The organism is Clostridium pascui (genome assembly GCF_016908015.1).
Taxonomy (GTDB): domain Bacteria; phylum Bacillota; class Clostridia; order Clostridiales; family Clostridiaceae; genus Clostridium_AK; species Clostridium_AK pascui.
Genome location: NZ_JAFBDB010000003.1, coordinates 249,540 through 269,386 on the forward strand (window position 1 = coordinate 249,540; position 19,847 = coordinate 269,386).

The following is a 19,847-nucleotide window of genomic DNA, read 5'->3' on the forward strand; positions in this document are numbered from 1 at the left end:
CCTTTTCTTTAGTACTTATAAAAACAACTTCCCCCTATAAATTCTCTTAAAATTGAATTTTCAGGTACAAAACTCACGTCTACGTCTTTAAAGAAGTTTAAAAAGCTCTTAAGCTTTTGCGCCTGATAATAAACACTACTTTCAGGCTGTATTTTATTCAATTCACTTAACGCAAATTTTTTCAGGACACATAACTCATACACTAGCGTTGAATTAAACATTACATCAGCATTTTCCTGATACACAAATATATTTTTTTCCTCTCCCCTCTTTATGGAAGGCCACATTTTTAATGTTTCTTCTCCTCCATATCCTCTTGACAAATAATCTCTTACAATTCTACGCATTATTCTAACATCCGTTGTAGATATTCTATTGTGATTATCAAGATTTAACTGAGTAAGGGCACTTATATATATTTTAAATTTATTTTCAAAAGGAATAGATGCAGTAAGCATTTCATTTAATCCATGTATACCTTCTACTATAAGTATTCCATTAGGCGGAAGTTTAATTTTTTCTCCATTCCATTCTCTCTTCCCCTTTTTAAAATTATAAGTAGGTATTTCAACTTCCATTCCACTAAGTATTTGCTGAAGGTTCTTGTTAAAAAGCGCCAAATCAAGGGCAAATATAGATTCAAAATCAAACTCTCCATTTTCATCCTTCGGAGTGTTATCTCTGTCTACAAAATAGTCATCAAGACCTAGCGGAACAGGAATAAGCCCATTAACTCTAAGTTGTATGCCTAGTCTTCTGGCAAAGGTTGTTTTCCCGGATGATGATGGACCTGCAATTAATATAAGCTTTGTATTCTTTCTTTCACTTATCATATCTGCAATATATGCTGCTTTTTTTTCATGCAGTGCTTCTGCTACCCTTATTATATCTATCATTTCTCCTGATTCAACCTTATTATTTAATGATCCTACATCTGCTACATCTAATATTCTTCCCCATTCCTCTGTTTCCTTAAAAATTTTAGCAAGCTTTTTATGCTCTATCAACTCTGGAATCTTGAATGGATTTTCTTCTGTTGGGTATCTTAAAAGAAGACCTGGCTTATAATATATTAAATCGAACATTTGAATAACTCCAGTAGATGGTGCCATTTGACCATAAAAGTAGTCATATCTTCCATCTAACTCATAAAGACTTACTTTTTCTAAATTAACGTGTTTTAAAAGCCTTATTTTGTCATCCATACCATAGCTGTTAAATATTTTTATGGCTTCTTCCTTTTTAACAGTTACTTTGTTTATTGGAATATTTAAATTTATGAGGTCTTTCATTTTATCTTTAATCTTTATAATTTCTTCCTCATTTAAAGGTGTTTCTTTTTCTATTTCTCCATATATCCCTTTACTTAAAGAATGTTCTATACTTATTTTAGCCTTGGGGAAAATATCTAATACAGCATTTATAAGTATAAACTGAAGAGTTCTTATATAAGCCTTAAGTCCTATACTGTTTGTAATGTCAATCACTTGAAGAGTACCACTTTCTTTTACAGGACTATTAAGTTCATAAGTCTGATAGTTTATCTTTCCCAAAATGGCTGGAAGCTTAATATCACTTAAGTATTTATCTACTACGGATTTAATATCGGTACCTTCTTCTACAATCACATTATTTGATGCTGATAAATTTAATTTAAACTGTGCCATATATTATCCCCCTATATTTATTGTACTAATATTATACTTTAAATTTGTGAAAATTAATCTAACTTTACTAATAATTTTGAAATTTTTAAGAAAAAATATACATTATAGAGGGGTGATATTTTGTTTATAGTACTTATAAGAACTATTATATTATACTTTATAGTAATTATAGCTATGAGAATAATGGGTAAAAAGCAAATTGGTCAGCTAGAGCCTTTTGAACTTGCTATAACTATAATGATTTCAGAATTGGCATCACTTCCAATGCAAGATACAGAAGTACCATTAATTCATGGAGTTATACCTATAATAACTTTAATAGTTTTGCAAGCTTCGCTAGTAATATTACAATTAAAAAGTGAAAAACTTAGAAATATAGTAAATGGTAAACCTAGTATTTTGATAGAAGACGGACAAATAGATATCAATGAACTAAAGCATCAAAAATTTAATATAAATGACTTGATGGAGGAGCTCCGTCTCCAAGGCTTTTATAATATCCAAGATGTTCAATATGCCATTTTAGAAACCAGCGGTCAACTATCTATTATACCTAAAACGAGTTCTGCTCCTGTTACAAAAGAAGATTTGAATATTAAAACAAAACAAGATAGTCTTCCTATAACCTTAATTCTTGATGGAAAAGTAAATCACCAAAACTTAAAACTTGTTAAAATGACTGAAGATAAACTTTTATCAAAACTAAAGTCTTCTGGAGTGAATTCTGTAAATGAAATTTTTATAGCAGTGATAAATTCTAAAGGAGAGTTTTATTATCAAAAAAGGACGTGACTTTTATGAAAAACATATTCCTTCCCCTAATTTTATTTTTAACTATGATAAGTACTATGATTTATTCTATATTTTTTCTTTCGAACACTTGTACTTCCATGTCTACAACTAATAGTAACCTAGAAAAACTTATTATAGAAGAAAAATGGGATGAAGCTAATATTACTGTAAAAAAACTTATGACTGAATGGAATACACACTCTAATAAAATATGTATATTTGTGCATCATCGAGAAATAGATAATATTCATAGTGAAATTAGCAAATTAACACAATATGTTAATTATCATAACAAAGATGAGTCTATGGCTAGCATTTATGCTATAAAATTTTTATTTGAGCATATACTTAATCTAGAAAAAATTAACATTCAAAATATATTTTGATATTTATCACTCATTTATAATATATATGCTACACTTATTTCCTCAAATACAAACATTGTGTAATATTTTATAATAATTGTAGCAAATTATTTTACCATGATTTATAATATATATAGTACAAATACAAATTTGGTGTGGAAGGTGATATAAATGGCTTTAGTTACAACAAAGGAAATGTTTAAAAAAGCTTATGAAGGGAAATATGCCATAGGAGCATTTAACATTAATAACATGGAAATAATTCAAGGAGTAGTAAACGCTGCAAAAGCTGAAAACTCTGCAGTTATTCTTCAAGTTTCTGCTGGTGCTCTAAAATATGCTGGCCCTAAATATTTAAAACATATGGTTGATGCTGCTATTGAAGATACAGGTATTGATATTGCACTACATTTAGATCATGGTGCTAATATGGATCAAGTTAAACTTGCTATAGAATCTGGATTCACATCTGTTATGTTTGACGGCTCTCATTATGAGTATGAAGAAAATGTAAAACTTACTAAAGAAGTAGTTGAATACGCTCATTCTAAGGGAGTTGTAGTAGAAGCTGAACTTGGAAAGCTTGCTGGTGTAGAAGATGATGTTAAAGTTGCAAGTCATGAAGCTACATATACAGATCCTGAGCAAGCAGTTGACTTTGTAAAAAGAACTGGAGTTGATTCCTTAGCTATAGCTATTGGAACAAGTCATGGAGCTTATAAATTTAAAGGAGAGGCTAAACTTGATTTTGATAGATTAGCTTCCATAACAGAAAAACTTGAAGCAGAAGGAATAAATAATTTCCCAATAGTTCTTCATGGTGCTTCTTCTGTAGAGCCTACTTTTGTTCAAATGTGCAATGAATTTGGTGGGGAAATTGCAGGAGCAAAAGGGGTTCCTAATGAAATGTTAAGAAAAGCATCCTCTATGGCTGTTTGCAAAATAAATATGGATACAGATTTAAGACTTTCACTAACAGCTTCTATAAGAAGAGTTATGGCTGAAAATCCTAAGGAAATAGATCCAAGAAAATACTTAGGTGCTGGAAGAGAAGCTATAGAAGGTCTTGTTCAAAATAAAATTAAAAACGTTTTGGGATCTTCTAATAGCCTTTAATATTTAGATAATAATTATTGATTTAGAAAAGGAGTTCATTATTTAATGAACTCCTTAAACTTTAATTATTACTTCTCTATATAATTAATAATTCCCTTTATAACAATATCTATCGTTCCATCACCATTTCTATGTATTTGAAATCTATTTATATCATCATAGGCTTCTTCATTTATATAAAGATCAATGTCTTTATCTATCTTTAATCTTATTCTTTTAAACTTTTTTTCTATCCAATCTCTATCTAACATTATGTTATCTTGAACCCCTTCTGAAGAAACATAATCCACAAAACTTGCTTTTTTTTCTTTGTCTTCACCAAATATATGATCTGTTACTTCATATAAGTTCAAGTTTTCTTCTTGCTTAAGCTTTTTCTTAATAGAACTCCTTACCTTTTCCGCCTTATCTGCATTCTCATTAAAGTTTGTTCTAGTCCATTCTTCTGCCGCTCTTACAAAGTTTTTAGTCATATCTCTTTCATTTTCAATAACTTTACAACCCAGAAACTTATTTATAAAATAGTTAGATCCATACTCTTCTTCTTTATTCTTTTTTTGCTTATCCATAACTAGTAAATCATACTCTTGCTCTGAATCTATAAATTTTATAAATGCACATTTCTGTATCTTTTGACTACTAGCTGGAAGTCCTGTATGATCCGGAATTATATCTATATCAATTTTTTCTCCATTAAAATTTATACTATGTGTATAATTTTTAACATAATCCATCTTTATAATTCCAATCATATTTCCTCTTTCTGTTGATATGCTTACTACTATAAGATCTGCAGAAGGTATATTCCCATTAGACTGCATCAGTATAAACAACTGTCTTCCTATTTCCTTTGATACTTCTATGAAATTTCCTTGAGCAGATAAATAGTCTTGACTTATCTCTTTTACTATATTTCTATCTTCTTTAAACTTAGCATATTTAAGTTCTTCATCCTTTAAACATCTTTGAATGTGCTTAAGTAAAAAAGTATATACTTCTTCATTAAGTGTTAATCTTTGTTCATTCAATATAGGTTCATCTGCATTATTATCTAATACATGTATTATAGCTTCATTTATATTTACTTCACTTATATAATCCACTTTAAACCCTCCATAAATAAAATAATTATAGGTACGTATTCCCCATTAATTATTAAGCATCCTTGAATGATTGTCAATTCACCTTAATTTTTGTATAAATAAAGTAAAAAGGTATATTCCTATAATAAATAAAATCTGTAATTTTTTCAATATTATATTAATATATACTAAGTCATAATTCCTTATAAATATAAAAAAAGCTCGCCATGTAGCACGAGCTTTCTTTTTGCATTTATCTTAACTCTTGTTGCATCTGTGAAGCTTGACTTTTTACTTGTTGAACTTCGTTTTGAGCAGCATCCTTAGTTTGATACCATCCTTTTTGTTTCATAGCATCAAAGATTTTATATTGTGTTCCCTCAACATTTTTAAAGTTATTTACAAGTACTGCTCTTAAATTAGGGCAAGAAGTTTCTGTAATCATTGTACTATAAGATGAAACTACTTGTTTTTCTGTAGCTAGAAGATCCTGCATTAATTCTTTTTCAGTTAAATTTGGTGAAGTATGCATATAAATTACCTCCTAAATTTATTTTAAATTTTATTTATTGATGAGATTCTAAATAAGATCTTAAATCACTGAAATTTTGCTTATGAACCGCTGCTGATTGATGACATAATTCTTTTAGATGTTCATCTGTGCAATATTGAGCATATAAATTAAACTTTTTATTCATTAATGCTTCATAACTAAGTTCATCTTTAATAGCTCTTAAGTTATTTTCTTCTATTTGTTTACTTCCCATATTCATAAGTATTCCTCCTTAAACTTTTTTAAATTTCCTCCGACGTTATATATTTTGTCCCTATTTTATTTTAATATTTGTATATTTTATTAACACAAGTTCCTTTATTTACTTTCTTTTAAAATATTTAATTGTAATAAATTATGATATAATCTTATTTATAGGGAGTGATTACATTGAAAGAACTAGAAGTTAAGATACTTGATATAAATTTAAATGAACTAAGAAATAAATTAAAGATTCTAGATTGCTCAAAAGTAAAAGAAGAAAATCAAATAAATGATTTGTTTGATTTTCCAAATAAAACTTTATTAAAAAAACATGGCTATGCACGAATACGCACTGTAGAAGATTTACTTACGAACTCTACTAACTTTTATTTAACTGTAAAAACCTTAAGTTCTAGCGAAAAATTTAAGGTGATGGATGAAAATGAAGTTGAAATAATGAGTGGTGAAGAAGGAAAATCTATATTAAAAGCTTTAGGGCTTGAACTTACTCAAAGCATAAAAAAGTATAGAGAAAGTTATAAATATAAAAATGCTTTAATTGAAATAGATATTAATGAAGAAAGCTTTTGCCCTTTTCCTTATATAGAAATTGAAGCTCAGACTTCTGAAGAAATAGAAGAAGTAGTTAAAGCTTTAGGTTATACTATGGAAGATACCACATCTAAAAGTATATATGAACTAATAGAATTGTTTAAACAAAGAAAAGGATTGTAATATGTTTGGTTATGTTACTCCTTGTAAAATGGAGCTTAAGATAAAAGATTTTGAAAAATTCAAAGCTTATTATTGCGGGTTGTGCAAGGCAATTAAAAATAACTGTGGAAATATTCCAAGAATGTCCTTAAATTATGATATGACCTTCTTAGGAATTTTATTAGATTCATTAAAAGAAGATACTATAATCAGCACAAGAGAACATTGTGTTGTTCATCCTGTACAAAAGAAATTATTTATAATCGATAATGATGCTCTAAATTATGCAGCTTATTGTAATGTTATGCTGTTTTATTTTAAACTTTTAGATAATGTACAAGATGATAAAAGTATTAAAAGTAAGCTATCTTCTGTTATGCTAAAATATTATTTAAAAAAATATTTTGATAATTATGAAAAAATCACAGATTTTACAAGGGCTAAGCTACAAGAACTTTATAATATAGAAAAAAATTGCCAAAACCATACATTGGATTCATTATGTCATCCATTTGGAGAACTTACAGCTTACCTTTTATCATATACTATAACTGATGAAGACATAAAAAAACATATACATGAATTCGGATATAACTTAGGTAAATGGATTTATGTAATAGATGCATTTGATGATTTACAAAAGGATATGGAAAATAATAAGTTTAATGCTATAAGTTCAGTGTTAAATACTGATAATTTAAATTATGAGCACTTTAAAGAAACTATTGAAGATAGGATAGAATTTACATTATTAAGTTGTGGAAGAACTTGTACTTACTTATTAGATAAGCTGCCTATAAAAAGAAACTATGATTTACTTTATAACATATTGCAATTAGGAATGATTGAAAAAATTAACAAAGTTTTTAAAAGGAGTGTTTTTGAAAATGAGAAATCCCTATGAAGTGTTAGGTATTAAACAAGGAGCCTCTCAGGAAGAAATAAAAAAGGCTTATAGAGAACAAGCAAAAAAATATCATCCAGATCAATATGGTAATAATCCTTTAAAGGACTTAGCTGAAGAAAAGATGAGAGAACTAAATGAAGCTTATGATTATCTTATGAAAAACGGTCAAAGCACTTCATATAGTGGCTCTAATAATAATTACAACTCTTCTAATTCTAATAATTACAGCGATTATAATAGTATAAGAATAGATATACAAAATGGCAACTTTAATTCTGCTCAACAAAAACTAGAAAATATCAATGTAAGAAATGCAGAATGGAATTACCTTATGGGACTTGTATACTTAAGAAAGGGTTGGCATGATTCCTCTTATCAATATATTCGAAACGCTTGTAACATGGATCCTTCAAATTCAGAATATAGAGAAGCTCTAAATCGCATCAATACTATGAATAACTCTTATAGGGAACCTTATTATTCTGCTAGAAGAAATGATAGTGGCATGGGTGACTTATGCCTTAAACTTTATTGTGCTGATTGCTGCTGCGAATGTTTGGGTGGAGACTTAATTAGCTGTTGCTGATTTAGGCACTATAACAAGTTGAAATTAGGAGATGATGACTTTGAAAAGTTCTCATATATCAAAAGGAGGGTTGCTCACAGCCCTGGGTGTTTTATTAGTATACTTAAGCACCATAACACCTACAAATAAAATTTTTATATTAGGAATAGCCTCCTCCTTAACTCCTGTGGCTTTAATATCTACAAGTTTACAAAATACTATCACTGTGTACATTGCTACTTCAATTATAAGCTTTTTATTACTAGGACTTAGAGGTCAAGTTATTTTGTATATTATTTTCTTTGGAACCTATGGAATTACAAAATTTTTTATAGAAAGAATTAGAAATTCAAAGCTAGAATGGTTTTTAAAATATCTATTTTTTAATTTGTGCTTATTTTTGTGTTACCTTTTATACAAATTCTTATTTTTAGGAGAAGTTGACTTAAGTAAAATTAATTTGCCTATACCTCTTTTTATTATAGCCTTAGAAGTAGCCTTCTATTTTTATGACTATATATTAACTTATGCGATACATTATGTTAAGACAAGACTTATAAAAAACTTATAAAAAACTGTTGACACATTTTAATAATTTGATATAATAATAAATGTCGACAATATGGTCGACAAAAAAATAGATATAATGCCCATTAGCCAAATGGTAAGGCACCTGCCTCTGGAGCAGGCATCCTGTTGGTTCGAGTCCAGCATGGGCAGCCATAAGAACTCTTGTTAATCAAGAGTTCTTCTTTTATAACTTCATAGGTATTGACATTAAAATCTATTTAGTATAAAATTTAATAAAATTTTATATTTAAAGGCTTTGAACAGGAGTAGTAGTAATTTTATTACTTTTAGCGAGCTGTTGTGTGGTGTAAAACAGTAGTAATGAATTATGAACTCGCCTTGGGAGCTTATCTGTAGAAAAACAGATACGGTTATTCCGTTAAAATTTTAAGAGAAAGCTAATTTTTAGCTTTAAATAGAGTGGTACCGCGGAGTTTAAACCTTCGTCTCTTTTATTAAGAGATGAAGGTTTTTTGTTTTATAAATAAATATATAAAATTTAAATTAAAGGGAGCGATAATATATGGCTAACTACAGCACAAAAATTGATGAAAAGTGGCAAAAAAAGTGGGAAGAATCAAAACTATATAAATTCGATAAAAATAATCCTGGAAAAAAGCTTTATGTTCTTGAAATGTTTTCTTATCCTTCTGGAAGTAAACTTCACGCAGGTCACTGGTTTAATTACGGACCTGTAGATTCTTGGGCAAGAGTTAAAAAAATGCAGGGATATAATGTATTTCAGCCTATGGGCTTTGATGCCTTTGGTCTTCCTGCAGAAAACTTTGCTATAAAAACAGGAATACATCCTTATGATTCTACTATGAAAAATATTGAAACCATGGAAAAGCAATTAAAAGCTATGGGAGCAATGTTTAATTGGGAAAATGAAGTTATAACTTGTAAAGAAGATTACTACAAATGGAATCAATGGTTATTTTTAAAGTTATATGAAAAGGGTCTTGCTTACAGAAAAAAAGCTCCTGTTAATTGGTGCCCTAGCTGTAATACTGTTCTTGCAAATGAGCAGGTTGTGGATGGCAGCTGCGAAAGATGCAGTACAGAGGTTACAAAGAAGGACTTAACTCAATGGTTTTTAAAAATTACAGATTATGCAGATGAGCTTTTAGAAAAGCTTGATACCTTAGATTGGCCTGAAAAAACTAAATCAATGCAAAAACACTGGATTGGACGATCTACAGGATCAGAGGTTACCTTTAAAATAGATAACTCTGATTTAGAGTTTAATGTATTTACCACAAGAGCAGATACATTGTATGGCGTGACTTATGTGGTGCTTGCCCCTGAAAATGAACTAGTGGATAAGGTTACTACAAATGAATATAAAGAACAGGTAGAAACATATAAAGATGAGACTAAAAAACAATCTGATATAGAAAGACAATCCATAACTAGAGAAAAAACAGGAGTATTTACTGGTTCTTATGCTATAAATCCTGTAAATGGACACAAGGTTCCTATTTGGGTTGGAGATTACGTATTAAATACCTATGGTACTGGTGCAGTTATGGCCGTTCCAGCCCATGATGAAAGAGATTTTGCTTTTGCAACTAAATACAACCTTCCAATTGAAAGAGTTGTAGATGGTGGAGATCTTCCTTATACAGAAGCAGGAGCTATGATAAATAGTGAAGAATTCAACAGCATGAATTCTGAAGAAGCAAGAAGTGCTATTGTTAAAAAGCTTGAGGATAAAAAATTAGGATCAGAAAAAATAAACTATAGATTAAGAGACTGGCTTGTATCTCGTCAAAGATATTGGGGTACACCTATTCCAATGATACATTGCGATAAGTGCGGAACTGTTCCAGTGCCTGAAGATCAGCTGCCAGTGAAGCTTCCATATGATGTTGAATTTGCTCCAGATGGCAAATCTCCTCTTGCTAAATCAGAGGAATTTATAAACACTACTTGCCCAGTATGCGGCGGTCATGCAAAAAGAGAAGCAGATACTTTGGATACATTTGTGTGTTCCTCTTGGTATTACCTAAGATATGTAGATAATAAAAATGATAGAGAAGCTTTTAATTCTGAAATGATTAACGAAATACTTCCTGTGGATAAGTATGTAGGAGGCCCTGAACATGCTTGTATGCATCTTTTATATGCTAGATTTATTACAAAGGCACTTAGAGATATGGGCTACTTAAACTTTGATGAACCATTTACATCCTTAACTCATCAAGGCCTTATACTTGGACCTGATGGACAAAAGATGAGTAAGTCTAAAGGAAACACAATTTCACCTGATGATTATATAACTGAATTTGGTGCAGATGTGTTTAGAATGTATTTAATGTTTGGTTTTGATTATACTGAAGGCGGAGCATGGAGTGACGATGGAATTAAATCTGTTGCAAGGTTTGTAGATAGAGTTGAAAGAATATTAGGCTCTTCTAGGGAATATATCCAAAACCCTATAAATGATAAAAATACCGTAGATAAAACTGAAAAGGAGTTAAACTTTATAAGACACTCCACTATTAAGTCTATAACAGAAGATGTAGAAAAGATGCAGTTTAATACTTGTATAGCAAGACTTATGGAGTTTACAAATGCTTTATCTAAATACTTAAGTGAAGAAAGTAAAAATGCTTCTTTCTTAAAAGAATGTATACTTGACTTTATAAAACTTATATCATCATTTGCTCCACACTTTGGAGAAGAGCAATGGGACCTTTGTGGCAAAGATTTCTCTGTATTTAATGAAAAATGGCCTGAATTTGATCCTAAGGCTTTAATTAAAGATGAAGTTGAAATAGCTATACAAATAAATGGAAAAATCAAAGCAAGAATAAATGTACCTTCTAATTTAACTGAAGATGCCATTAAAGAAGCTGCTCTTACTTGTGATGAAATTCAAAAGAGCACAGAAGGAAAAAATATAGCTAAAGTAATTGTTATAAAAGGCAAACTTGTAAATATAGTTGTAAAATAATACAAATAAAAATCCTGCTAATATTTTAGCGGGATTTTTATTTATATCTATCTAATGTTTTTTCTGTAGCATTTAATAAGTTATTTAATTCGGATACTTCCCCTTCTTCAACAAGTTTATTTAACTGAACTTGATATCTGGTAGATTCCGAAGTTTTACCAAGCGATGATAGCATTAGGATATTGTCCATAATATCTGATACTATATTAGATTTTACCTCAAATATTTTTTGAGCATCTTTTATTTCATCCTTTATTTCAAGCATTCTTTGATCTAGCTGAAATGCTGCATCTGCTGCAACTTTAAGTTTATTTCTTATTTCCTTAGGTATATCATGCTTATATTTATAATTTAATGAATGCTCTATAGTTGCCCAAAAGTTCATGGCTAATGTCCTTATTTGAAACTCTGCTAAAATATCCTTTGTTCCATCTGCCATATTAACAGGATATTTTACAATAACATGATAACTTCTATAGCCACTTCCCTTTACATTCGTAACATAATCCTTCTCATACATGATTCTCATATCACTTCTTTGACGTATAAGTCCTACTACCTTTTCTATATCATCTACAAATTGACACATTACCCTAATCCCTGATATATCTTCCATTTCATATTCTATCTTATCTAAAGGTATGTCAAATTTATTTGCTTTTTCAAAAATACTTGATAATTCCTTAACTCTTCCAGTTACAAATTCTATAGGAGAATATTCATTTTTTCTTCTATATTCAGTTCTTATACTTCTAAACTTAACTTTTAACTCTTCTACAGCCTGTTCATAAGGTATTAAAAAAGTTTTCCATTCCCTTATAGCCATATGAACGCCACCTTCCTTTTATTTCTTTATAATTATACTATACTAAATTTCGAATTCATAAAACACTTTTAAATATTTTTGATATAATAATATATAGATACTACAAAAACATTGGGTTAAACGGTGATTAAAATGAGTAATAAAATTTTTTCAGATTTACAAAGCTTAGGCTTTGATAACTTAAACGATATAAATATATATAAAAAAGATAATAATACTTCAATTGTAGAGGATAAAAAAAAGGAAGTCAACAAATTATCCCATATATACGAAAAGGAAGTATCTTGTCCTGTGTGCAACAATGTATTTAAGGCTAAGGCCGTAAAAACTTCTTCCTATAGGCTTGCCTCAAAAGATTCAGATCTATTTATGAGATTTACCCTTATAAATCCGTATTTTTATGATGTATGGATTTGTGATAATTGCGGATATGCAGCATTAAAAAATGATTTCGGTAGATTAAGCGACTTCCAAATAAATGCTATAATCACTCAAGTTAAAGCTAAATGGAAGGGAAGAAAATACCCCGAAGAATACAATGAAGATATAGCTATTGAACGATATAAACTAGCGTTATTAAATTATATTGTAATAGGTGCTAAATCCAGCAAAAAAGCTATGACTTGCTTAAAAATAGCTTGGATGTATAGATTAAAAACCGATATGGAAAATGAAAATATTTTCTTGAGTGAATCTCTTAAAGGTTTTGAGGATGCTTATTTAAATGAAGATTTACCTATATATGGTATGGACAAGTTTACTTTAATCTATCTAATAGGAGAATTAAATCGGAGACTATCTCAAGATGACAAGGCTTTAAAGTGGTTTGGTGATGTTATAACCTCTAGAGGGTCTAGTACAAAGCTTAAAGACTTGGCACGTGGCCAAAGAGATTTAATCAAAGAAAAGCAAGCTATAGAAGAGTTAAAAACTACCGAATTGCCTCCCTCCGTTGATTTAAGCAATGATGAATCTCAATCTAAAAATATAGGCTTTCTTTCAAAATTATTTAAAAAAGGCTAAAGGCATAAGATAAATTTTATCCTATGCCTCTTAATTACTATATAAATAAATTTACATTTGAATCTTCAGCTTCTCCTAAGTAATATCCTACTCCACCTATCCTAACCCCATCTATAAGTTCCTCATGCTTTATTCCCATAACGTCCATAGACATTTGACATGCTACTATTTCTATACCACTATCTATAGCTGCCTCAATTAATTCTTCTAAGGAGCTTACATTTTTATTTTTCATAACATTTCTTATCATCTTCGCTCCCATTCCCATCATGTTCATGTTTGAAAGTTTCAATCGTCTGCTTCCTCTTGGCATCATCATTCCAAACATCTTATCCATAAATCCTTTTGCTACAGATACCTTTTCATGTTTTCTAAGAATATTCAGCCCCCAGAAAGTAAAAAACATAGTAACTTTTTTACCCATAGCAACAGCTCCATTAGCTATTATAAAGGATGCAATAGCCTTATCTAAATCTCCACTAAATACAACCAAAGTCTTGTTATCTTTAGATGGCATTGTTATGTTTTCTACTCTACTAACCGCATTTTCATTAGTACCCTTTTTAATTACTGCTGTAACCATACCCTTTTCCTTTTTAGCATCTAAAAGTGTATTCTTCGTTCTTTGGCACCATGATTTAATATCTACATAAAAAGCCGGATCAGAAGCTTTAGCTTTTAGCACTTCCCCTTCTTTCATAGCACCCATAGTTGCATTTACTTGCATTAAAGGCCCAGGGCAGCTAAGTCCACATATATCTATTTCTTTAGTTATCTCTATATTTTCCTGTGGATGATTTACCGCTTTATTTTCAGACATATTCACATTATCCACACCTTTATTTGTGCTATTACTTTTTATATGTGTATTATTCTCAAAATCGCTTTCATCTACATCGTCTGGTTTAAACTTAAGCATTTCATAAGTCTTATATCCACCTGCTATATCTTTTGCATTAAATCCATAAGCTTTTAATATTCTTGCTGCAATGTATCCTCTAAGGCCAATCCTACAATATAACCATATTTCTTTGTTTTTATCTAACTTATCTAAGTTTTCTCTTATAGTGTCTACAGGTAGATTTATAGAACCTTCTATACTACCACTATTAAATTCAATAGTTGAGGATACATCAACTAAAGTAACCTTATCCTTATCTCTATTATCTACATCAGAAGTAGATACCATCTCTACCTTCCCTGTAAGTACATTTTCTGCTACAAAACCTGCCATATTTACTGGGTCCTTTGCTGAAGAATATGGCGGAGCATAGGCAAGCTCTAATTCTGCTAAATCATATATAGTTCCATTAAGTCTTATTGCTGTAGCAATATCATCAATTCTCTTATCTACTCCATCATATCCACAGGCTTGGGCTCCAAGTATTCTTCCTGCATCATTAAATATAAGTTTTATAGACATTGGTATAGCTCCCGGATAATATGATGCATGGGATTGTGGGTGAACATATATAACTCTGTATGGTATATTATATTTTTCAAGTGTTCTTTCATTGTTTCCGGTACTTGCTGCAGTTAAATCAAATACCTTTATAATTGCAGTACCTTGAGTTCCCTTAAATGTTGATTTTATTCCACAAATATTATCTGCTGCTATTCTTCCTTGTTTATTTGCAGGTCCTGCAAGAGCTATAGCTGCTTTATTTTTATTTATAAAATCTACTATTTCTATTGCATCTCCCACAGCATAAACATTTTCAATATTTGTTTCCATATTATCATTTACTACGATATGGCCCTTAGGTCCTAATTCAATTCCACTATTCTTTAAAAATCCAGTATCTGGACTCACTCCTATTGCAAGTACCACCATGTCAGCTTTTAATGCCTTTCCACTAGAAAGCACTATTGTAGTTCTTTCTCCTTCTTTTATAAAGGATTTAACTCCATCCCCAAGTATAAGTCCTACACCATTTTCTTGAAGTTCTTTTTCTGCATAAGCAACCATTTCAGAATCAAAAGGTGCAAGGATGTGTGGCGCTGCTTCGACTAGTACTGTTTTAACTCCTCTATGAGTTAAATTTTCTGCCATTTCAACTCCAATATATCCTCCACCTATAACCACTGCATTTTTAATATTATTATTATCTACATAACCTTTGATTTTATCTGTATCTGGAATATTTCTTAATGTAAATATTTTTTCGTTATCTATTCCTTCAATAGGTGGCTTTAAAGGCTTTGCTCCTGGTGAAAGTATTAGATAATCATAAGCTTCTTCATATTCACCTTCACTTTTGCCTTTTACTTTAACTTTCTTATTTTTTACATCTATCTCTACAACTTCACTTTCTGTTCTTATATCCATATTGAATCTTGCAGACATTGCCTCTGGGGTTTGTACTATAAGCTTCTCTCTTTCCTTTATAGTTTCACCAACATGATATGGAAGTCCACAATTTGCAAAAGAAATATACTCTCCTTTTTCAAACATTATAATTTCAGCTTCTTCATCTAATCTTCTAAGCCTTGCTGCCGCAGACGCTCCACCTGCAACTCCTCCAACTATTAAAACCTTCTTACTCATATAATACCTCCATAAAAATTATTCTTTAAATAAAGCTTCAACTAAACCCTGAACTAAAGGGTTTGCCACGGTATATTTTATCTCAAGTCCATTCCGCTCACCTTTTATTATTCCTAAACTTCTTAACTTTTGCAGGTGTTGTGATATGGTAGATTGAGGTGCGTTTAAGCAATTTTGCATATGTGTTACATTACAACCACCATTTTCTAAAAGTCCTTTTACTATACAAAGACGTACAGGGTGGGCAAGAGCCTTTAAGAGTTCTGCTTTTTCCTTAAATAATTCCTCGTTATAGTTATTCATTTTTACACTCCCTATCGCTATATTAATATATTATGTTTTTACGATATACTTGTCAACAATTTAGCCAGTAAAAATTATAAAATTTTTACTGGAATAAAATCCAAATAATCACAAGAGGTTAAAATACATTCTATTTCCTCTATCTTTCCCTGAAAATGGCTTTCTTTATTCGCATTATGGATATGACCATATATTACCTTATCTATACTATACTCATTAAATATTTCTAGCAATCCTGCATCTACTGAATTATTGATTATTGGAGGATAATGTATCATAACTATAAACTTGTCAAATCCACCCTTTTTAGCTGACTCTAGGGATAACTTAAGTCTTATAAGTTCCCTATCATATATCTTTTTATCATGCTCTGTAAATTTGTCTGCCTCTGGCAAAATCCAACCTCTAGTACCACAAATAGCATACTTGTCATAAGAAAAATAGTTATTTTGTATGAATTTCATATCCTCATACATACTGTTCAATTTTGATATACTAGTCCACCAGTAATCATGATTCCCCTTGATAAGTATCTTTCTTCCTGGAAGGCTATGTATCCATTCTAAGTCTATTTTACCATCTTCCATTTTCATAGACCAGGATATATCCCCTGCAATTAAAACTGTATCTTCATTATTTACTGTATCTAGCCAATTCTCTCTAATCTTTTCTTCATGATTAATCCATTTTTGTCCAAATATGCCCATTGGTTTATCTGCTTCAAAGGACAAATGTAAATCCGATATTGCATATAATGCCATATTCTCACCTTCCGTCTAACGTTCCATCCATCTCCATTACATATGCTATTACTTTAGCCACTACATCATAAAGCTCAAATGGAATAGATTCTCCTACATCTACATTAGTAAGTAAATTTGCAAGTTCTTCATCGTAAACTACAGGAACACTATTTTCTTTTGCCTTTTCTAATATCTTATCAGCAAGATGCCCCATGCCTGCTGCTGTTACTATAGGTGCATCATAATTTTGTTCATATCTTAAAGCAGCAGCTTTTCTGTTTTTTTCCATATCATTCACCTCAAAACAGTTTATACCCTTGCATTTACATTACCTAAAAAACTATCATCAAAAAAATCCCTACAATTTATTATATCAAATTTCTCTTCCTTTTTATCTACAGTTATACATATATTATAATTTAAATTTATTAATGATTGTGAAATACTGTTCATATTATCCTTTAATAAGTTGATAAATTCCTTTTGAGATTTAATATTAATATCCATATTAGCATTATTGACACTTATAAATGCATCCACTTCTCCCATATTCCTAGTATTAATGCATGCTGCTATTTTTACGCTTTTACTGTCTATCTTTTTACCCTTTTTCCTTTCATCCTTTATTATTAATTTGCATTCATAATTACTATTATCCACATTCACAGGCACATCCATGTAATAATATTGATTAGATACAGAGTTGAACACTTTAAAATCATTTATATGCTGTTTTAAGAATCCGGCTATTTTCTCTTCTGATAATATATTTTCATCTTTAATACTTTTCATAAGAGAACTTATTGTATTTTTAATTTCCTCAGTTTTCATATCTATGTCTTGCTTTATGTTCTCAGCTAACGTTTCTATCCCCTTGTACTTAAAACTTTCATTTAATTTTTTTTCTATATTTACATCCTTCTCTATTATTAAATTTTCAGATTTAGCTTCCATTACATTTTCTTTGTTTAAGTTAAGACTACTCTCTGATTTAGTATTATCATTATCATTTTGCTTTAACCCTATTTCATTTAATTTTATATCCTTTTCTATACTATCTACCAAATTTTTAGATAAACCTTTAAACTGCTCTGCTACTGAATTACTAGAATTATCTTTTCTTAAACTTAATATACTGCTCTTTACAGGCTCTTGAGGTGTAGTACTTTCCTCATATATGCTACCTTGTTGAGGCATACTATCTTCCCCAGATATATTACTTTCCTTGATAACATTATATATAGATGCGCTTTGCTCCTTGAATATCTTATTAAAACTATCTATATTTTCAGAACTTAATTCTATATTATTTTCTATAAAAGTCATAATCTCTTTTGAGTTTAACTCCGTAAGTTTATTAAAAAATATTTTTAGTTTTTCTACTACATTTTTCCCTTCTGCTGAACTAGGATTTATATTTTTACTTAACAAATACTTATTTATAAATGCATCAATATAGTTTTCATCCTTATTGGCATTTTCTTTAAAGCTCTCTATAGATATAATATTTATTATATTTTCTTTGGTAAGAGATATATTATGTTTTATCATATCCTTTAAAAGTCCGTAATTTTCTCTTTTTATATTTAAACATTCATTCTTTAAAAGTTTTTGCAAGGAAGTATCTTCCATACTTTCCCCTTGACTTTCTTGCCTTACAATTTTAAGCTTAATTTTTCCATCTTCAAAACCTTCAACTTTAAATTTTATTAGTTCTTCTGGGATAAGTTCCAAGGGCTTCTCAAGCTTAGCTGAAAATTGCCATCCGTCTAAAAGCTTTAGCAAAATATCTTGCCCGGTTTCTTCTAGCGATACTATTCTTGCAGCAAAAACCTGACCTATTTCAAAGGATATTTTCCCTTTGATTTTGCTTGAGTTTATATTATAATTATTGTCTATATTTAAGATTCCAGCCATAATGCCTATCCCCCTTTTTATCCTATTATCGATTAACTTAGAATAAACCTAAATAACATAAAAAAGAAAATGGCAGCATCTAGCCCTTACTAGATTACTACCATTTTAAATTAGTTGCTTCGTGCTGCCTTTTTAGCTTCACTGTGAATTAGTGGTGATAGGCTCTTATAAATTCCAAGAGTTATAACTGATACCACAACACCTTTTATAAGATTAAATGGAACTATAGACCATAATATAAATGTCTTTAAATCTTTTATTGCTGGATTAACTGCAGTTCCCATTTGTACAAAGGCTTCCATAGGAATATGAAGTACCTTTTGATATAGTGGTAAGAATAAATAATAATTTAAAACCCCAGCAACTATAGACATAAATATGCTGCCTACTAATAAGGACATTACAGCCATCTTTTTTGATTTATTATATTTGTACATATACCCTGCAACAAAAACCATAGATCCTCCTACCAAGAAGTTAGCTAGTTCTCCAACAAAAGCTGTCTTGGTTCCCATAAGTCCATGTATTATATTTTTAAATAATTCTATAATTACACCTTCTATAGGGCCTAATGCAAAAGCACCTAAAAGTGCAGGTATATCACTTGCATCAATTTTTAAAAACTCTGGAAAAAATGGTAATGGTAATTCAATGTACTGAATTAAAAATGCAATAACACTTAATAATGAAATCTTAATAAGCTTGTTCAATTTAAAGTCTCTCATACTTTAACCCTCCTAATTCTATATATCTTCTTTGGGTTAGGTATAATAAAAAAGCCCTGATGTTAACAAAATAACATCAGGGCGCAAATAGCTAAAGCCATTATACCTTCTTCCATCCAGACTATACTGTCGGCTTCGGAATTACACCGAATCAGCCTTTCGGCTCGCGGGCTTTACCGCCGGTGGGGACTCACACCCCGCCCTGAAGATAAAAATTCATTTTTTTATTACAATCATATTATATTCTATATAAGCATAATTTTCAACT

20 protein-coding genes, 1 tRNA gene, 1 riboswitch and 1 other annotated feature are annotated in these 19,847 nt (G+C 30.1%); of the genes, 10 read left to right on the forward strand and 11 right to left on the reverse strand.

Annotated elements, in window-relative coordinates:
* Nucleotides 1-8: 8 nt before the first annotated feature.
* Nucleotides 9-1,667 (reverse strand): nucleoside kinase, encoded by a 1,659-nt coding sequence (locus JOC70_RS09920; protein WP_204598735.1) that lies wholly within the window; start codon nucleotides 1,665-1,667, stop codon nucleotides 9-11.
* A gap of 120 nt (nucleotides 1,668-1,787) precedes the next feature.
* Between JOC70_RS09920 and JOC70_RS09925 the strand changes: the two genes are divergently transcribed.
* The 3 genes from JOC70_RS09925 to fba all read left to right on the forward strand — a co-directional run bounded on the left by JOC70_RS09925 (nucleotide 1,788) and on the right by fba (nucleotide 3,940).
* Complete coding sequence (locus tag JOC70_RS09925; RefSeq protein ID WP_204598736.1) at nucleotides 1,788-2,459, forward strand: YetF domain-containing protein; 672 nt, start codon at nucleotides 1,788-1,790, stop codon at nucleotides 2,457-2,459.
* Nucleotides 2,460-2,464: 5 nt separating this feature from the next.
* Complete coding sequence (locus JOC70_RS09930) at nucleotides 2,465-2,845, forward strand: DUF4363 family protein (RefSeq protein ID WP_204598737.1); 381 nt, start codon at nucleotides 2,465-2,467, stop codon at nucleotides 2,843-2,845.
* 150 nt (nucleotides 2,846-2,995) lie between these two features.
* Nucleotides 2,996-3,940 carry a class II fructose-1,6-bisphosphate aldolase gene (fba, locus tag JOC70_RS09935; protein WP_204598738.1) on the forward strand — a complete coding sequence of 315 codons (945 nt, stop codon included), beginning with the start codon at nucleotides 2,996-2,998 and terminating at the stop codon, nucleotides 3,938-3,940.
* Between the two features lie 68 nt (nucleotides 3,941-4,008).
* On the opposite strand, the gene JOC70_RS09940 is transcribed toward fba, so the two are convergent.
* The 3 genes from JOC70_RS09940 to JOC70_RS09950 all read right to left on the reverse strand — a co-directional run bounded on the left by JOC70_RS09940 (nucleotide 4,009) and on the right by JOC70_RS09950 (nucleotide 5,795).
* Nucleotides 4,009-5,043: a nucleoid-associated protein gene (locus JOC70_RS09940; protein ID WP_204598739.1), complete on the reverse strand. Its 1,035-nt coding sequence runs from the start codon at nucleotides 5,041-5,043 to the stop codon at nucleotides 4,009-4,011.
* Between the two features lie 232 nt (nucleotides 5,044-5,275).
* Nucleotides 5,276-5,554 (reverse strand): spore coat protein, encoded by a 279-nt coding sequence (locus JOC70_RS09945; protein WP_204598740.1) that lies wholly within the window; start codon nucleotides 5,552-5,554, stop codon nucleotides 5,276-5,278.
* A 34-nt stretch (nucleotides 5,555-5,588) separates the two neighbouring features.
* Complete coding sequence (locus tag JOC70_RS09950; RefSeq protein ID WP_204598741.1) at nucleotides 5,589-5,795, reverse strand: hypothetical protein; 207 nt, start codon at nucleotides 5,793-5,795, stop codon at nucleotides 5,589-5,591.
* Between the two features lie 170 nt (nucleotides 5,796-5,965).
* Between JOC70_RS09950 and JOC70_RS09955 the strand changes: the two genes are divergently transcribed.
* From JOC70_RS09955 to leuS, 6 genes are all read left to right on the forward strand, one after another.
* Entirely contained in the window at nucleotides 5,966-6,514 is a 549-nt protein-coding gene (locus JOC70_RS09955; RefSeq protein WP_204598742.1) for a class IV adenylate cyclase, read from the forward strand.
* A 1-nt stretch (nucleotide 6,515) separates the two neighbouring features.
* A complete protein-coding gene (locus JOC70_RS09960; protein WP_204598743.1) occupies nucleotides 6,516-7,397 on the forward strand; it encodes a DUF5685 family protein in 882 nt (293 codons plus the stop codon).
* Nucleotides 7,381-7,986: a J domain-containing protein gene (locus JOC70_RS09965; RefSeq protein ID WP_204598744.1), complete on the forward strand. Its 606-nt coding sequence runs from the start codon at nucleotides 7,381-7,383 to the stop codon at nucleotides 7,984-7,986. The genes JOC70_RS09960 and JOC70_RS09965 overlap by 17 nt, the downstream gene beginning before the upstream one ends.
* 40 nt (nucleotides 7,987-8,026) lie before the next feature.
* Complete coding sequence (locus JOC70_RS09970; RefSeq protein WP_423880671.1) at nucleotides 8,027-8,536, forward strand: hypothetical protein; 510 nt, start codon at nucleotides 8,027-8,029, stop codon at nucleotides 8,534-8,536.
* A gap of 76 nt (nucleotides 8,537-8,612) precedes the next feature.
* Nucleotides 8,613-8,688, forward strand: a tRNA-Gln gene (locus tag JOC70_RS09975).
* 94 nt (nucleotides 8,689-8,782) lie between these two features.
* Nucleotides 8,783-8,989 (forward strand) — a binding site (T-box leader).
* Nucleotides 8,990-9,058: 69 nt separating this feature from the next.
* Nucleotides 9,059-11,494 carry a leucine--tRNA ligase gene (gene leuS / locus JOC70_RS09980; protein WP_204598746.1) on the forward strand — a complete coding sequence of 812 codons (2,436 nt, stop codon included), beginning with the start codon at nucleotides 9,059-9,061 and terminating at the stop codon, nucleotides 11,492-11,494.
* Between the two features lie 37 nt (nucleotides 11,495-11,531).
* Here the strand turns inward: leuS and yjbM are convergent, their stop codons facing one another.
* Entirely contained in the window at nucleotides 11,532-12,320 is a 789-nt protein-coding gene (yjbM, locus tag JOC70_RS09985; RefSeq protein WP_035304774.1) for a GTP diphosphokinase, read from the reverse strand.
* A 132-nt stretch (nucleotides 12,321-12,452) separates the two neighbouring features.
* Here yjbM and JOC70_RS09990 point away from each other — a divergent pair, with 132 nt between their 5' ends.
* Entirely contained in the window at nucleotides 12,453-13,343 is an 891-nt protein-coding gene (locus tag JOC70_RS09990; RefSeq protein ID WP_204598747.1) for a DUF2225 domain-containing protein, read from the forward strand.
* A gap of 37 nt (nucleotides 13,344-13,380) precedes the next feature.
* Here the strand turns inward: JOC70_RS09990 and JOC70_RS09995 are convergent, their stop codons facing one another.
* The 6 genes from JOC70_RS09995 to JOC70_RS10020 form a co-directional block, all read right to left on the reverse strand.
* The gene (locus JOC70_RS09995; RefSeq protein WP_204598748.1) at nucleotides 13,381-15,891 is read right to left on the reverse strand and encodes a DsrE/DsrF/DrsH-like family protein; all 2,511 of its coding nucleotides are present in this window, start codon (nucleotides 15,889-15,891) and stop codon (nucleotides 13,381-13,383) included.
* 18 nt (nucleotides 15,892-15,909) lie between these two features.
* Complete coding sequence (locus JOC70_RS10000) at nucleotides 15,910-16,194, reverse strand: ArsR/SmtB family transcription factor (protein ID WP_204598749.1); 285 nt, start codon at nucleotides 16,192-16,194, stop codon at nucleotides 15,910-15,912.
* 74 nt (nucleotides 16,195-16,268) lie between these two features.
* The gene (locus JOC70_RS10005) at nucleotides 16,269-16,955 is read right to left on the reverse strand and encodes a metallophosphoesterase (protein WP_204598750.1); all 687 of its coding nucleotides are present in this window, start codon (nucleotides 16,953-16,955) and stop codon (nucleotides 16,269-16,271) included.
* 4 nt (nucleotides 16,956-16,959) lie between these two features.
* Entirely contained in the window at nucleotides 16,960-17,226 is a 267-nt protein-coding gene (locus JOC70_RS10010) for an EscU/YscU/HrcU family type III secretion system export apparatus switch protein (protein WP_204598751.1), read from the reverse strand.
* Between the two features lie 20 nt (nucleotides 17,227-17,246).
* On the reverse strand, nucleotides 17,247-18,854 hold the full coding sequence (locus JOC70_RS10015) for a hypothetical protein (protein WP_204598752.1): 1,608 nt from the start codon (nucleotides 18,852-18,854) through the stop codon (nucleotides 17,247-17,249).
* 110 nt (nucleotides 18,855-18,964) lie between these two features.
* The gene (locus tag JOC70_RS10020; protein WP_204598753.1) at nucleotides 18,965-19,579 is read right to left on the reverse strand and encodes an ECF transporter S component; all 615 of its coding nucleotides are present in this window, start codon (nucleotides 19,577-19,579) and stop codon (nucleotides 18,965-18,967) included.
* 100 nt (nucleotides 19,580-19,679) lie between these two features.
* Nucleotides 19,680-19,793, reverse strand: a riboswitch (FMN riboswitch).
* Between the last annotated feature and the right edge of the window lie 54 nt (nucleotides 19,794-19,847).

Excerpts from the sequence above, each read along its gene's own strand:
- JOC70_RS10005 (WP_204598750.1), bottom strand. The coding sequence starts at position 16,955 with ATGGCATTATATGCAATATCGGATTTACATTTGTCCTTTGAAGCAGAT.
- JOC70_RS09965 (WP_204598744.1), top strand. The coding sequence starts at position 7,381 with ATGAGAAATCCCTATGAAGTGTTAGGTATTAAACAAGGAGCCTCTCAG.
- JOC70_RS09950 (WP_204598741.1), bottom strand. The coding sequence starts at position 5,795 with ATGAATATGGGAAGTAAACAAATAGAAGAAAATAACTTAAGAGCTATT.
- JOC70_RS10015 (WP_204598752.1), bottom strand. The coding sequence starts at position 18,854 with ATGGCTGGAATCTTAAATATAGACAATAATTATAATATAAACTCAAGC.
- JOC70_RS09995 (WP_204598748.1), bottom strand. The coding sequence starts at position 15,891 with ATGAGTAAGAAGGTTTTAATAGTTGGAGGAGTTGCAGGTGGAGCGTCT.
- JOC70_RS09930 (WP_204598737.1), top strand. The coding sequence starts at position 2,465 with ATGAAAAACATATTCCTTCCCCTAATTTTATTTTTAACTATGATAAGT.
- fba (WP_204598738.1), top strand. The coding sequence starts at position 2,996 with ATGGCTTTAGTTACAACAAAGGAAATGTTTAAAAAAGCTTATGAAGGG.
- JOC70_RS10000 (WP_204598749.1), bottom strand. The coding sequence starts at position 16,194 with ATGAATAACTATAACGAGGAATTATTTAAGGAAAAAGCAGAACTCTTA.
- JOC70_RS09960 (WP_204598743.1), top strand. The coding sequence starts at position 6,516 with ATGTTTGGTTATGTTACTCCTTGTAAAATGGAGCTTAAGATAAAAGAT.
- yjbM (WP_035304774.1), bottom strand. The coding sequence starts at position 12,320 with ATGGCTATAAGGGAATGGAAAACTTTTTTAATACCTTATGAACAGGCT.
- JOC70_RS09990 (WP_204598747.1), top strand. The coding sequence starts at position 12,453 with ATGAGTAATAAAATTTTTTCAGATTTACAAAGCTTAGGCTTTGATAAC.
- JOC70_RS09945 (WP_204598740.1), bottom strand. The coding sequence starts at position 5,554 with ATGCATACTTCACCAAATTTAACTGAAAAAGAATTAATGCAGGATCTT.
- JOC70_RS10010 (WP_204598751.1), bottom strand. The coding sequence starts at position 17,226 with ATGGAAAAAAACAGAAAAGCTGCTGCTTTAAGATATGAACAAAATTAT.
- JOC70_RS09920 (WP_204598735.1), bottom strand. The coding sequence starts at position 1,667 with ATGGCACAGTTTAAATTAAATTTATCAGCATCAAATAATGTGATTGTA.
- JOC70_RS10020 (WP_204598753.1), bottom strand. The coding sequence starts at position 19,579 with ATGAGAGACTTTAAATTGAACAAGCTTATTAAGATTTCATTATTAAGT.
- leuS (WP_204598746.1), top strand. The coding sequence starts at position 9,059 with ATGGCTAACTACAGCACAAAAATTGATGAAAAGTGGCAAAAAAAGTGG.